Raw genomic sequence first — 13,034 nt, 5'->3', positions numbered from 1 at the left:
AAACCATCAGCAGTCATCCAGCCGGAATGCATCCCGCAGCCAGTTCAACTGCGGCGGTTCACCCGTGGCATCGACCACATCGAAGCGGCACGGTGCATTGGCCAACGCCGGGTTGTCCTGCAGGAACAGCTGCGCGGCATGCGCCAGGCGCCGGCATTTGCGCGCATCCACCGATGCGGCGCCACCACCGAAATCGGAGCGCGCGCGATAGCGCACCTCCACGAACACCACGGTGCCGGCATCGTCCATCACCAGGTCCAGTTCACCGCCGCGATAACGCACGTTGCGCGCACGCGGCTGCAGTCCGGCCTGTTGCAGATGCTGCTCGGCGGCGGCTTCCACCGCCGAGCCGCGTTGGCTGCGCTCAGCGACCACCGACGATCGGCATCGGCCGGCCGCCATTGAAGGTCGACCATGCCGGCTGGCGTAGGATGTTGCCGTTGCTGTCCAGGAACAGGGTGCCGGTCGCACCATCCAGGCCGCCTTCGTTGGACAGCTTGTCCAGATAGGCGGTGATCTTCCAGGCATCGGCGCCGAAGGCGAACAGGCGGCCGGCCGCACCGCGTGCGCTCGGCAGGGTGCTGGCCACCTGGCTGGCCGAAGGCAGTCCGGACACGCTGCGCACGTTCCAGGCTTCGTTCGGGTAGACGATGCCGTCCAGCGCCACGTCTTCTTCCACCTTGCCGCTGCCGACGGTCAGCTGCGAGGTGCCGACGCGGGTGGCGCCACCGGCACCGGCCAGCGCCAGCTGCGGCGCCAGCAGGCGGGCCTGCGGCGCACGCACGGCGAGGAACACGGCATCGACCTGGCCGGCATTGCGCACCTGGGCGCCGATGTCGCCCACCGCGTCGCTGACGCCGACGGTCGCTACCACCTGGCCACCGCGCTGCGCGAAGCGCTGCGCGAAGGCGGCAGCGGAGCGGCGGCCGGTGTCGTCATTGCTGTTGATGACCAGCGCGCGATTGCGCTCACGGCCACGCAGGTACTCTGCGGCGACGATGCCGTCATCTTCTGGTGCCAGCGAGAAACCGGCGCTGCCGGCCGGCGGTGCGTCCTTGCCGCGGTTCAGGGCCAGCACCGGCACCTGCAGCTGCTGGCGGCCGTACACGGCGTCCACTTCGTCGCGGCCCAGCGGCCCCACCACGAAGTCGGCACCGGAGGCGACGGCCTTGTCGTAGGCGGCGAGGGCACCGGCCGGGGTGCCGGCGGTGTCGAAGAAATTGATGTCCGGGCGGCGACGGCTTTCACCGTAGTAGGCGCTCAACAGGCCATCGCGCACCGGCTGTGCGGCGGTGGCCAGGCGGCCACTGAGCGGCAGCAGCACGGCCAGCTTGGCCGGCGGCCGGTAGCCGTCGCTCATCGCCGGCGGGCGCTTGCTGGTGTCGAACTGGGCCGCGCCATCGCGGTCGAACGGGCGCGGCAGCGGCAGGCCGCGCGCGATCAGCGCACGACCGGCGAAGTTGTACAGCGGGTCGTTGGCGGGCAGCGCGGCGGCACGGCTGCGCAGGGTGGCGTCGTCGAGGGTGCCGAGCAGGCCGGCAATGGCGGCCTGGTTCTCGCTGCGCGCGCTGCCGGTCAGGCCGGCATGGGCGCGGGCACGCTCGTTGGCGGCACCGAAGGCATCGCCGGTGCCCTGCAGGGCCTGTGCGCGGGCCAGCAGCCAGCGGGTGCGCAGGCCGACCGCAACGCTGTCGGCATGATCCTTCAGCAGGGCCAGCGCCTGCGCCGGCTGCTTGTCGGCCAGGGCCAGCTCGGCACCGGTCAGCTGGTAGCGCTGCAGGCTGGCGCCGGACAGCTGGCGCGCGGTGAGCTGGCCCAGCAGGCTGCGCGCGCGGGCGCTGTCGCCGGCCAGGTGCCAGGCCCAGGCCGCGTCGGCCAGTGCGTTGCTGCGGGCGCCGCCGCGCAGGGTGGCGGCCAGGCCTTCCAGCTGCAGTGCGGCGTCGCGCGGCTTGCCCTGTTCGATCAGCGCCAGCGCCTGGCTCTGGGCCGGCGAATCGGGCGTGCTGGTCAGGCTGGTGGTGGCACAACCGGCCAGCAGCATCAGCGACAACGACAGGGCGGAGATCCGTGCGGCGGGCTTGTTCATGATCGGGTCCATGCGATGAGGGCAGCGGCCTTGGCCGGGTACACGCTACGATTCTACCCTTGCCCCGTGAGTACCGCTGAAATGAGTGTCCCAACCCTGTACGTCGTCGCCACCCCGATCGGCAACCTGACCGATCTGAGCCCGCGCGCGCAGGAGGTGCTGCGTTCGGTGGCCGCCATCTGTGCCGAGGACACCCGCCGCAGCGGCCAGCTTCTGTCGCATTTCGGCATCCAGCAACCACTGGTGGCCCTGCACGAACACAATGAAGAGGCCCTGGCGCAGCGCCTGGTCTCGCGCCTGCAGGCCGGCGAGTCGCTGGCACTGGTCAGCGATGCGGGCACCCCGCTGGTCAGCGATCCCGGTTTCCGGCTGGTGCGTGCCGCGCGCGCGGCGGGCATCAAGGTCAGCCCGGTTCCCGGTGCCTGCGCCGCCATCGCCGCGCTGAGCGTGGCCGGCCTGCCCAGCGACCGTTTCAGTTTCGAGGGTTTCCTGCCGGCCAAGGCCAGCGGCCGCCGCGACCGGCTGCAGACGCTGGCCGGCGAAGTGCGCACCATGGTGTTCTACGAGTCCTCGCATCGCATTGCCGAGTCGCTGGCCGACATGGCGGCGATCTTCGGTGGCGAACGCCCGGCGGTGCTTGCCCGCGAGCTGACCAAGCTGTTCGAGACCGTGCTCGATGGCGACCTGGCCGGCTTGTTGGCCAAGGTGGAAGCCGACGACAACCAGCGCAAGGGCGAGTTCGTGGTGATGGTGCAGGGCGCGGGTGATGATGAAGAAGCGCAGCTGGCCCATGGCCGCCGCGTGTACGCCAAACTGAGTGAGCACCTGCCGCCGTCGACCGCCGCCAAGCTGGCCGCCGAGTTGACCGGCGCACCGCGCAAGGCGTTGTACGGCAGTTGATGGATCGTGCGGACCAAGGTTCGCACCCACCAAAGCGGAATCTGCACCCACCAGAGCAGCGGAACCGGTGGATCCACGCCATGCATGGATGGATGAACCGGATGCCGCGATCAGCACGGCAGGAAGGGCGTGCGTACGCTAGAATATGCGCTGGCGGAGCCGGCCAGACAGTCGCGTCATCCCTTCGGGGGTGCCGAGGAAAGTCCGGGCTCCATAGGGCAAGGTGCCAGGTAACGCCTGGGCGGCGCAAGCCGACGGAAAGTGCAACAGAAAGATACCGCCTACGTCTTCTTCGGAAGGCCGGTAAGGGTGAAATGGTGCGGTAAGAGCGCACCGCGAGTCTGGCAACAGACCGGCACGGCAAACCCCACCTGGAGCAAGACCAAATAGGGATCCTTTGGCGCGGCCCGCGTTGGATCCGGGTAGGTTGCTTGAGCGTTGCGGTGACGTAACGCCTAGAGGAATGACTGTCCACGACAGAACCCGGCTTATCGGCCGGCTCCGCCTCTTTCTTCTTCCACGCATGGCGTGGATCTACCGTGATTGCGGGGTCGGATCCCTTTCCGGAGGAAAGGGATCCGACCCCATGCCCTGGTCAGCCCGGCGTGCGGTACTGCCCGGCGGAAATGAACTGCGAGAAGCGCTCGCACCACACCACCACCGTGGTGTAGTCATCCACGTCCACGTTCGCGGGGACCTCGACCAGGAAGCGGTTGAAGGTCTTCACCTCGCCGATGCGCTGGGCCTGCGCCTTGATCTTCAGGAAATCGGCCTTGTTGTCGACGAAATCGCGGACCAGATAGACCTTGTAATCCGGGCCCGGTCCCATCTTGCCGTCGAAGGCGACCTGGGTGGCGCTGACGCTGACCTTGCCTTCGGCCCAGTGCACCGCGTCGCTGCCTTTGAGGTCGCGGCGGAAGGTGGTGCGGTAGGTGGCGTCGTTCATGGCGGCCTGCACCTGCGCGACCGGCGGGTCATCGGGGGCGATCAGAATGGGCAGGAGGTAGACGCCCAGGCCGAAGCCAAGGCCGAGGGTGAGCAGGTGGGTGGCGAGCAGGATGAGGATGCGGCGCATGGGGCCTCCTTGGGGGTTGCGGTCGATCGCGCGGCGGGGTGCCGGGCGCCACCACCCTGGGAGGTCAGGGGCGACATTTATAGACACAGTGCCGATTGCGAAAAGGGCACAGTCGGGTGGCTGCGATGCTGAAACCCCTGTGGCGCGGACGGATCGTGGTCGCGGCTGGAAGCTGAATGACGTTTCAGGCCCGCTGCGATGACGACTGCCGTCGCGTGGATCGCGACAACGCGATACCCGGTAGTGCCGGCCGCTGGGCGGCAGCTTCATGGCGCATCCGAAGATCCAGAGGCTGCCGGCCAGCGGCCGGCACTACCCCGCTGGCAAGAGAATCCGGCCAGCGGCCGGCACTACCCGGTCAGAAAATGACGCGGCTCTGTCCGCTGGGGGCACCCTGTGGGCCGAAGCGGCGTTCGTGGATCTCGCCGTGGCCGTTGGCGTCGATCAGCAGCACGGTACTGGCGCGGGTGCCGTAGTCGTCGCCGCGGATGAAGGCCGGGCTCAGCCAGCGCTCGCGTTCCAGGCCGATGCCGGTGTCGGGCAGGTCGCTGTCGGCAGGGCGGTGTTCGTCGGCCAGCGCGGCCCAGAGCGGGGCCAGATCCGGGGTCAGATCCCTTTCGCGTTGCGAAAGGGATCTGACCCCGTCTTCTTCCAGCCATGCCGACAGCGCCGCCATCAGTCGCCGGGTCTTCGGCCAGGGCGCGTCCAGCGCGCCGTTGGACATGCCGTGCACGCCCGGGCCGAGGCTCTGCCGTTCGGCGGGGTGGTTGCCCAGGTACTCCAGGCTGTCGCTATCGGCCAGCAACAGGTTGAACGGGGCGTAGGCGCCAGCCACGGTCGCCAAGCGGTCGATATGCACGGCGGCCGGGTCGCGGCCGCGCAGGAAGTCGGCCACCAGCGCGCCCCGCGACGGGCCGGTCTGGGCCGCCAGCGGGTCGCGGACGTTGGTGACCACCGCCATCCGGCCCGAGGCGCCGACGCCGGCCCAGCCACCGCCGGAGCGCAGGTCGCGCCCCCCGATGACGGACGTCTCATCCTGCCAGGGGGCCAGCGCCGCCGTCGGGCGGGCGTGGAACTCATCACGATTGCCGGTCATCACCAGCCGCCAGCGCGGGTGGTGCATCCAGCCAAGAGCGAGCAGGCACATGGCTTCATTGTGCACGGTTTGCGCAGTCTGGCGCCGTTTCCGGCCCGTTCCGGATGAATGCGCGGCCGATGTTTCACGCCCTCTCCACGCCCCTGAACTTCCGTTCAATCTCAAAAATTGAGACGGATCAGCAACTTGTGGATAAGCCTTGAACAATTCTCTAAAGGTTGTTGCAAGCCATTGATGCGGCTGGCGATTTCCCTGCTGAAAAGTTGTTGACAACCCTCGGCCCGCTGCTAAGGTGGGCATCAGAGGGAAATCCGGGTGTTTTGTGGGTTTTCGTGGTTCAATGTTTCACCGGGCGAAGGACAAGGTGCAGGCGTCGTGTTCCAGGGCGAGACGGCCATCACAGTTGACGACAAAGGGCGCATGGCGGTTCCCACCGCTTACCGCGACCTCGTCGCGCGCGCCAGCAACAACCGTCTCGTGCTGACCTACAACCCGTTCGAAGCCGGCTGCCTGTGGCTGTACGCAGAGTCGGAATGGGAGCGGGTCCGCGACGATGTGATGTCCAAGCCCAACACCCAGCGCGTCGTGCGCCTGTTGCAGCAGAAGCTGGTCGGCTCGGCCGCCCATCTGGAGCTGGACGGCAACGGTCGCATCAGCATCCCCGCCAGCCACCGCGGTGCGGTGGGCATTGAGAAGAAGGCGGTATTGCTCGGTATGGGCGACAAGTTCGAATTGTGGAGCGAGCAGGCGCATCGGGCCCTGATCCAGCAGACGTTGTCTGACGAGGATCTGGGTGATGGGTTGCTCGACCTGAAGTTGTGAGCCGGGGTGCCCGGATGCGCCCAGAAGCGCAGGCCGGTCACCTTCCGGTGTCGCAGTCGCCGGCGGTGCACCTGCCGGTCCTGTACACCCAGGTCCTTGAAGGCCTGAGGGTGATCGAAAACGGACGTTATCTGGATGGCACGTTCGGTCGTGGCGGTCATGCACGTGGCGTGCTCACCCAGCTCGGTCCCGAGGGGCGCCTGCTGGTCATGGACAAGGATCCGGAAGCCATCGCCGTTGCCGAGCGCGATTTCGCGCCGGACCCGCGCGTGTCCATCTTCCGTGGCAGCTTCGCCCAGCTGCTGCAGTGGGATGCGACGGCCGAAGGCCTGGACGGCGTGCTGTTCGACCTTGGCGTGTCGTCGCCGCAGCTGGATGTGGCCGAACGTGGCTTCAGCTTCGGCAAGGACGGCCCGCTGGACATGCGCATGGATCCGGACAGCGGTGAAAGCGCCGCGCAGTGGATCAACCGCGTCGAAGACCGCGAGATCGCCGACGTGCTGTGGACCTACGGCGAAGAGCGCCAGAGCCGGCGCATCGCCCGCGCCATCGTGGCCCGCCGCGAGAAGCAGCCGTTCACCCGTACCGCCGAACTGGCCGAGCTGATCGCCTCGGTGATGCCGCGTGGCAAGGACAAGATCCACCCGGCCACGCGCAGCTTCCAGGCCATCCGCATCCACATCAACCGCGAGCTGGCCGATCTGGAAGCCGGTCTTGATGCGGCGGTGGAACGGCTCAAGCCCGGTGGCCGCCTGGCGGTGATCAGCTTCCATTCGCTGGAAGACCGCATCGTCAAGCAGTACATGAACCGCCTGGCCAAGGCGCCGCCGGCCAACCGCCGCCTGCCCGAGGCCGTTGCGTTCGTGCCTACGCTGGACCTGATCGGGGGCGCCATCAAGGCCACCGACGAGGAGCTGGCCGCCAACCCGCGTGCCCGCAGCGCCGTGCTGCGCGTGGCACAGAAGCGGGAGGCCGATGCATGAGCCGGCTGCTGCTGATCATCCTGCTGGCCTGCACCGTGGCCTCGGCGATCGGCGTCGTGTTCGTGCGTCACCGTCATCGGCAGACGTTCATCGAACTGTCGCGTGCCGAGCGCACGCGCGATGACATCAACCTCGAATTCGGCCGCCTGCAGCTGGAGCAGGCGACCCTGGCCGAAGCCAACCGCGTGGACCGCATTGCCCGCGAGAAGCTGGGCATGAAGTTCCCCGAGGCCGGTGACATCGTCGTGGTGCGCCCATGAGCAAGACCGGCCGCAACCGCCCGCGCAACGCCTTCAACCTGCGCCAGCGCCTGCGCTGGGTCGCGCTGGCGCTTGGCCTGTGCTCGGTGTCACTGGTGGGGCGTGCGGCCTATGTGCAGATCATCAACAGCGATTTCTACCAGCGCCAGGGCGAGGCCCGCTACCTGCGCGAGCTGCCGATCAAGACCTCGCGCGGCATGATCACCGACCGCAACGGCGAACCGCTGGCGGTGTCCACGCCGGTTGCCTCGATCTGGGTCAACCCGCAGGACCTGCTGCGTTCGCCCGAGCGGATTCCCGAGCTGGCCCAGGCGGTCGGCATGTCGGTGGATGAGCTGAGCAGCCGCCTGTCGCAGAAGTCGGACAAGGAATTCATGTACCTGCGCCGCCGGATCAATCCGGACGAGGCAGAGAAGGTGGTCGCGCTGAAGATCCCGGGCGTGGCCGCGCAGCGCGAGTTCCGCCGCTTCTACCCGCAGGGCGAAGCGATGGCGCACGTGCTGGGCTTCACCAACATCGACGACCGCGGCCAGGAAGGCCTGGAACTGGCGTTCGACGAATGGCTGCGCGGCAAGGCCGGCGCCAAGCGGGTGATCCGCAACCGCAAGGGCGAGACGGTCGAGAGCGATCTGCTGCGCGCCGCCGAGCCGGGCAAGGACCTGACCCTCAGCATCGACCGCCGCATCCAGTACCTGGCTTTCAAGGAACTGCGCAACGCGCTGGTGGCCAACAAGGCAGCCGGCGGTTCGATGGTGATCATGGACGTGACCACCGGCGAGATCCTGGCCATGGTCAACCTGCCGACCTACAACCCGAATTCGCTGACCGGCGCGATCCCCGATACGCGCCGCAACCGCGCGGTGACCGACCTGGTCGAGCCGGGCTCGACGATGAAGCCGCTGACCATCGCCACCGCGCTGCAGGCCGGTGCGGTGACCAAGGACACCATCATCGACACCAACCCGGGCTACATGACCCTGGGCCGCTTCACCATCCGCGACGTGCCGCGCAACAACGGTGTGCTGAACGTGACCGGCGTGATCACCCGCAGCTCGAACGTGGGTGCAGCCAAGGTCGCGGCGAAGATGCCGGACCAGACCTTCTATGACGGTGTGCGCCGCTTCGGCTATGGCTCGGCGCCGCACAGCGGTTTTCCGGGTGAATCGGCCGGTGTGGTGATGCGCCCGGCGCGCTGGTCGGGCACCACCAAGACCACGATGTCCTATGGCTACGGCCTGTCGGTCACGCCGCTGCAGATCGCCACGGCGTACTCGGCGCTGGCCAACGGCGGCCGCCTGATCGCGCCGACCTTCGTCAAGGGCCAGCGCAACGAAGGCCAGCAGATCATCGACGAGAACGTCGCCCGGCAGGTGGTGGCGATGATGGAAACGGTGGTCACCCAGGGCGGCGCCAAGCAGGCGGCGGTGCTGGGTTACCGCGTGGCCGGCAAGACCGGCACCGCGCGCAAGGCCGGCCCGGGCGGTTATGAGCGCGGCCATTACAACGCGCTGTTTGCCGGCGTGGTGCCGGCCACCAACCCGCGTTTCGCCACCGTCATCGTCATCAACGACCCGCAGGCCGGCAAGTTCTACGGCGGCCTGGTGTCGGCGCCGGTCTACCACAACGTGATGGAAGGCACCCTGCGCCTGATGGACGTGCCGCTGGACGACCTGCAGTCGTGGCTGGCCGCACAGCAGTCGGGCAAGGTCGGCCATTCGGCCTCGATCCTACCCGCGCCGCCGGCCGAAGCCGCGCTGCCGGTGGATGCCGCCGCCGAATTCGATGCTGCGCTGCCGAGCGCGCAAGCCCAGACGCCGCCCGCTACGGGAGGCACGCAATGAGTCCTTCGATGTTGCTTTCGCAGTTGCTTCCGGACGTGGCCCTGGCAGGGCACGATCCCGTTCTGACCGGCCTGGTGCTGGACAGCCGTGCCGTGCGCCCCGGCAATGCCTTCGTCGCCATCGCCGGTTTCGGCGCGCATGGCCTGGGCTTTGTCGAGCAGGCCCGCGCCGCCGGTGCCAGCGCCATCCTGTTCGAACCGCCGGCGCCTGCCGAACTGCCGGCACCGGGCGATGCGATCGCCGTGCCGGGCCTGCGCGCACGCATGGGTGCGATGGCCGACCAGTTCCATGGCGCACCGTCGCGGGCGATGGCGATGGTGGGCGTGACCGGCACCAACGGCAAGACCTCCACCGTGCAGCTGCTGGCCCAGGCCTGGCACCTGCTCGGAACGCCCAGTGGCAGTATCGGCACGTTGGGCGCCGGACTTTATGGCGCGGTCGAACCGACCGGCTTCACCACGCCGCTGGTGCTGCAGATGCATGCGCTGCTGGCGCAGCTGCGCGACGCCGGCGCACGCGCGGTGGCGATGGAAGTCAGCTCGCACGCGCTGGACCAGGGCCGCGTGGATGCCGTGCACTACGACGTGGCGGTGTTCACCAACCTCACCCGCGACCATCTGGACTACCACGGCGACATGGCCAGCTACGGCGCGGCCAAGGCGCGGCTGTTCCACCGCCCGGGCCTGAAGGCCGCGGTGATCAATCTTGACGACGCCTTCGGTCGCCAGCTGTTCGCCGGTCTGCCGGCGGGCGTGCAGCCGATCGGCCTGAGCTCGCGCGGTGCCACCGACGCCAGCGTGCGCGCCGAGGCGCTGCAGCTGGATGGGCGCGGCATTGCCTTCGAACTGGTCATCGACGGCCAGCATGCTGCGGTGCAGTCGCCGCTGCTGGGCCGCTTCAATGTGGACAACCTGCTGGCCGTGGCCGGTACCCTGCACGCGCAGGGCCAGCCGCTGCCGCGCATCGCCGAAGTGCTGTCGGCACTGCAGCCGATCCGTGGCCGCATGAACCGCCTGGGTGGCGAAGACGGCCTGCCGACTGTGGTGGTTGATTACGCACACACTCCGGATGCCCTGGAGCAGGCGCTGGACAGCCTGCATGGCCACCTGCACGGTGCGCTGTTCTGCGTGTTCGGCTGCGGTGGCGAGCGCGATACCGGCAAGCGCCCGCAGATGGCGGCGATTGCCGAGCGTCTGGCCAACCAGGTCATCGTCACTGACGACAACCCGCGTGGCGAGGATGGCGATGTGATCGTCGCCGACATCCTGGCCGGCTTCCAGAACGCCGATGCCGTGACCGTGCAGCGCAGCCGCGCGCGCGCGATCGGCCTGGCGGTGAAGCGTGCCGGTGCCGGCGACATCATCCTGATCGCCGGCAAGGGCCACGAGCCGTACCAGGAAGTGAATGGCGTGCGCCATGACTTCGACGACACCGAAGTGGCTGCGGCTGCGTTGGCTGCCAAGGCTGGCGTGTTGGCCGCGCAGGCCGGGGAGGGCATCGCATGAAGCGCACCCTGCTTTCGCTGATCGCACACTGGGCCGGCGGCGAGATCCATGGCGACGACGTGGCCATCGATGCGGTCAGCAATGACACCCGCAACCTGGGTCCGGGTAGCCTGTATGTGGCGCTGCGCGGCGAGCGTTTCGACGGCCATGACTTCGCTGCCGACGCGCAGGCGCGTGGTGCCAGTGCGCTGCTGGTCGAGCGCCTGCTGCCGATCGACTTGCCGCAGGTGCTGGTGGCCGACAGCGAACTGGCATTGGCGAAGATCGCCACCGGCATGCAGCGCGACCGCGATACCGAGGTGTTCGCGATCACCGGCAGCAATGGCAAGACCAGCGTGAAGAGCCTTCTGCTGTCGATCCTGCAGCAGGTGGCGCAGCACGCGCACAAGGTGGTCTACGCCAACCCGGGCAACCGCAACAACGAGATCGGCCTGCCGCTGGCGGTGATCGATGCCCCGGAAGATGCCGACTACGCCGTCTACGAGATGGGCGCCGGCAAGCCGGGCGACATTGCCTACCTGACCGACATCGCCCGCCCGCGCTATGCGCTGGTCAACAACATCGCCCCCGCCCACCTGGAGCGGATGGGCAGCCTGCTCGGCGTGGCGGTGACCAAGGGCGCGATCTATGCCGCGCTGCCGGCCGATGGCGTGGCGGTGATCAACGCCGACGATGCCTATGGCCGCTGGTTCGAACAGCATTTCATCAGCACCCCGGCGCGCTGCCGCGTGCTGCGCTACGGCCTGGAACACTCGGCGGACGTGACCGCGCGCGACATCCGCGCCGGTGCGCAGGGCAGCCAGTTCACCCTGGTCGCACCGACCGGCGAAGCCCGCGTGGTGCTGGGCCTGCCGGGTCGCCACAACGTCAGCAACGCGTTGGCCGCCGCCAGCCTGGCGCTGGCCGCCGGTATCGATCTGGCGCTGATTGCCACTGGCCTGGCCGAAGCGCAGCCGGTGCCGGGTCGCCAGATCGCCCATCAACTGCGCAACGGCGCGGTGTTGGTGGACGACAGCTACAACGCCAACCCGGGCTCGCTGGCCGCCGCCATCGATGCCCTGGCCGCCGCGCCGGAAGAGGGCTGGCTGGTGCTGGGCGACATGCGTGAGCTGGGCCCGGATGCCGAGGCGCTGCACGCGCAGGCCGGCCTGCGCGCACGTGCCGCTGGCCTGAAACGCCTGTATGCGCTGGGGCCGCTCAGCGCCGCTGCTGCTGCCGCCTTCGGCGACGGCGGTCGTCATTTCGCTACCCATGACGCGCTGTCGCAGGCGCTGAAGGACGAGCTGCACGCCGGCGTGCGCTGCCTGGTCAAGGGGTCCCGTGGCAGCGCCATGGACACGATTGTCAAAGCGCTGCTGGCGCAAGGAGAGGAATCCCCGCATGTTGTATGAACTGGCTCGATGGTTGCAGCAGTTGGAGAGCCTGTTCGGGCTGTTCAACTACCAGACGTTCCGCGCCATCCTTGCCGCGCTGACGGCCCTGTTCCTGTCGCTGTGGCTCGGCCCGGCGATGATCCGCAAGCTTGCCCAGTTCAAGGGCGGCCAGCCGATCCGCAAGGACGGTCCGCAGACCCATTTCTCCAAGGCCGGCACGCCGACCATGGGCGGTTCGCTGATCCTGCTCACCATCACCCTGTCGGTGCTGATGTGGGCCGACCTGCGCAACCGCTACGTGTGGCTGGTGCTGGCGGTGATGCTGTGCTTCGGCGCCATCGGCTGGTATGACGACTGGATCAAGATCGTCCGCCGTGATCCGAACGGCCTGAAGTCGCGCTGGAAGTACCTGCTGCAGTCGATCTTCGGCCTGGCCGCGGGCCTGTTCCTGTTCTACACGGCCGACGTGCCGGCCGCGCTGACCTTCTACATCCCGATGTTCAAGTCGATCGCCTTGCCGCTGGCCGGCATCGGCTTCGTGGCCATCGCCTACTTCTGGATTGTCGGCTTCTCCAACGCGGTGAACCTGACCGACGGCCTGGACGGCCTGGCGATCATGCCGACCGTGCTGGTGGCCTGCGCGCTGGGCGTGTTCGCCTATGCCTCGGGCAACGTGGTGTTCGCCAACTACCTGCAGATCCCGCAGATCCCGGGCGCCGGCGAGCTGGTCATCATCTGCGCGGCCATCGCCGGTGCGGGCCTGGGCTTCCTGTGGTTCAACACCTATCCGGCCATGGTCTTCATGGGCGACATCGGCGCGCTGGCGCTGGGCGCGGTGCTGGGCACGATCGCGGTGATCACCCGCCAGGAGCTGGTGCTGGTGATCATGGGCGGCGTGTTCGTCATCGAAACGCTGTCGGTGATGATCCAGGTCGCTTCGTTCAAGCTGACCGGCAAGCGCGTGTTCCGCATGGCGCCGATCCACCACCATTTCGAACTGAAGGGCTGGCCGGAGCCGCGCGTGATCGTGCGCTTCTGGATCATCTCCGTCGTGCTCGTGCTGATCGGCCTGGCCACGTTGAAGGTGCGCTGA

12 protein-coding genes and 1 other RNA gene are annotated in these 13,034 nt (G+C 68.3%); 9 read left to right on the top strand and 4 right to left on the bottom strand.

What is annotated here, in order from left to right; all coding sequences use genetic code 11:
- Nucleotides 1-6: 6 nt before the first annotated feature.
- A complete protein-coding gene (locus DFO63_RS17445) occupies nt 7-375 on the bottom strand; it encodes a YraN family protein (RefSeq protein WP_182474437.1) in 369 nt (122 codons plus the stop codon).
- Entirely contained in the window at nt 365-2,086 is a 1,722-nt protein-coding gene (locus DFO63_RS17440) for a penicillin-binding protein activator (RefSeq protein ID WP_119007583.1), read from the bottom strand. Before DFO63_RS17440 ends, DFO63_RS17445 begins: the two co-directional genes overlap by 11 nt.
- A gap of 81 nt (nt 2,087-2,167) precedes the next feature.
- On the opposite strand from DFO63_RS17440, the gene rsmI reads away from it, so the two are divergent.
- Nucleotides 2,168-2,986 (top strand): 16S rRNA (cytidine(1402)-2'-O)-methyltransferase, encoded by an 819-nt coding sequence (gene rsmI / locus DFO63_RS17435; RefSeq protein WP_119007431.1) that lies wholly within the window; start codon nt 2,168-2,170, stop codon nt 2,984-2,986.
- 155 nt (nt 2,987-3,141) lie between these two features.
- Nucleotides 3,142-3,493, top strand: an RNA gene (gene rnpB, locus DFO63_RS17430) — RNase P RNA component class A.
- Nucleotides 3,494-3,581: 88 nt separating this feature from the next.
- Here rnpB and DFO63_RS17425 read toward each other — a convergent pair.
- A complete protein-coding gene (locus DFO63_RS17425; protein WP_119007430.1) occupies nt 3,582-4,061 on the bottom strand; it encodes a DM13 domain-containing protein in 480 nt (159 codons plus the stop codon).
- A 358-nt stretch (nt 4,062-4,419) separates the two neighbouring features.
- On the bottom strand, nt 4,420-5,208 hold the full coding sequence (locus DFO63_RS17420; protein ID WP_119007429.1) for an NRDE family protein: 789 nt from the start codon (nt 5,206-5,208) through the stop codon (nt 4,420-4,422).
- A gap of 324 nt (nt 5,209-5,532) precedes the next feature.
- Between DFO63_RS17420 and mraZ the strand changes: the two genes are divergently transcribed.
- From mraZ to mraY, 7 genes are read left to right on the top strand one after another with little or no spacing between them, the layout of a single operon-like run.
- Nucleotides 5,533-5,979 carry a division/cell wall cluster transcriptional repressor MraZ gene (gene mraZ, locus DFO63_RS17415; protein ID WP_004143635.1) on the top strand — a complete coding sequence of 149 codons (447 nt, stop codon included), beginning with the start codon at nt 5,533-5,535 and terminating at the stop codon, nt 5,977-5,979.
- A 14-nt stretch (nt 5,980-5,993) separates the two neighbouring features.
- On the top strand, nt 5,994-6,962 hold the full coding sequence (rsmH, locus tag DFO63_RS17410) for a 16S rRNA (cytosine(1402)-N(4))-methyltransferase RsmH (protein ID WP_075675368.1): 969 nt from the start codon (nt 5,994-5,996) through the stop codon (nt 6,960-6,962).
- Nucleotides 6,959-7,222: a cell division protein FtsL gene (gene ftsL, locus DFO63_RS17405; RefSeq protein WP_014035980.1), complete on the top strand. Its 264-nt coding sequence runs from the start codon at nt 6,959-6,961 to the stop codon at nt 7,220-7,222. Before rsmH ends, ftsL begins: the two co-directional genes overlap by 4 nt.
- Nucleotides 7,219-9,063 (top strand): penicillin-binding transpeptidase domain-containing protein, encoded by a 1,845-nt coding sequence (locus DFO63_RS17400; RefSeq protein ID WP_014035981.1) that lies wholly within the window; start codon nt 7,219-7,221, stop codon nt 9,061-9,063. The genes ftsL and DFO63_RS17400 overlap by 4 nt, the downstream gene beginning before the upstream one ends.
- A complete protein-coding gene (locus tag DFO63_RS17395; RefSeq protein WP_119007428.1) occupies nt 9,060-10,568 on the top strand; it encodes a UDP-N-acetylmuramoyl-L-alanyl-D-glutamate--2,6-diaminopimelate ligase in 1,509 nt (502 codons plus the stop codon). Before DFO63_RS17400 ends, DFO63_RS17395 begins: the two co-directional genes overlap by 4 nt.
- Nucleotides 10,565-11,959, top strand: coding sequence for a UDP-N-acetylmuramoyl-tripeptide--D-alanyl-D-alanine ligase (gene murF / locus DFO63_RS17390; RefSeq protein ID WP_101764934.1), 1,395 nt, complete (start codon nt 10,565-10,567; stop codon nt 11,957-11,959). The genes DFO63_RS17395 and murF overlap by 4 nt, the downstream gene beginning before the upstream one ends.
- Nucleotides 11,949-13,034, top strand: a complete 1,086-nt coding sequence (gene mraY / locus DFO63_RS17385; protein ID WP_010481929.1) for a phospho-N-acetylmuramoyl-pentapeptide-transferase — start codon at nt 11,949-11,951, stop codon at nt 13,032-13,034. Before murF ends, mraY begins: the two co-directional genes overlap by 11 nt.

This window comes from Stenotrophomonas sp. AG209 (assembly GCF_003550055.1).
GTDB lineage: Bacteria > Pseudomonadota > Gammaproteobacteria > Xanthomonadales > Xanthomonadaceae > Stenotrophomonas.
This window is presented reverse-complemented; position numbering and strand designations above follow the sequence as displayed.

Bases quoted from the DNA above. Each gene is read 5' to 3' on its own strand.
- DFO63_RS17440 (WP_119007583.1), bottom strand. From the start codon at position 2,086: ATGAACAAGCCCGCCGCACGGATCTCCGCCCTGTCGTTGTCGCTGATG.
- rsmI (WP_119007431.1), top strand. From the start codon at position 2,168: ATGAGTGTCCCAACCCTGTACGTCGTCGCCACCCCGATCGGCAACCTG.
- DFO63_RS17425 (WP_119007430.1), bottom strand. From the start codon at position 4,061: ATGCGCCGCATCCTCATCCTGCTCGCCACCCACCTGCTCACCCTCGGC.
- DFO63_RS17420 (WP_119007429.1), bottom strand. From the start codon at position 5,208: ATGTGCCTGCTCGCTCTTGGCTGGATGCACCACCCGCGCTGGCGGCTG.
- rsmH (WP_075675368.1), top strand. From the start codon at position 5,994: ATGCGCCCAGAAGCGCAGGCCGGTCACCTTCCGGTGTCGCAGTCGCCG.
- ftsL (WP_014035980.1), top strand. From the start codon at position 6,959: ATGAGCCGGCTGCTGCTGATCATCCTGCTGGCCTGCACCGTGGCCTCG.
- DFO63_RS17400 (WP_014035981.1), top strand. From the start codon at position 7,219: ATGAGCAAGACCGGCCGCAACCGCCCGCGCAACGCCTTCAACCTGCGC.
- DFO63_RS17395 (WP_119007428.1), top strand. From the start codon at position 9,060: ATGAGTCCTTCGATGTTGCTTTCGCAGTTGCTTCCGGACGTGGCCCTG.
- murF (WP_101764934.1), top strand. From the start codon at position 10,565: ATGAAGCGCACCCTGCTTTCGCTGATCGCACACTGGGCCGGCGGCGAG.
- mraY (WP_010481929.1), top strand. From the start codon at position 11,949: ATGTTGTATGAACTGGCTCGATGGTTGCAGCAGTTGGAGAGCCTGTTC.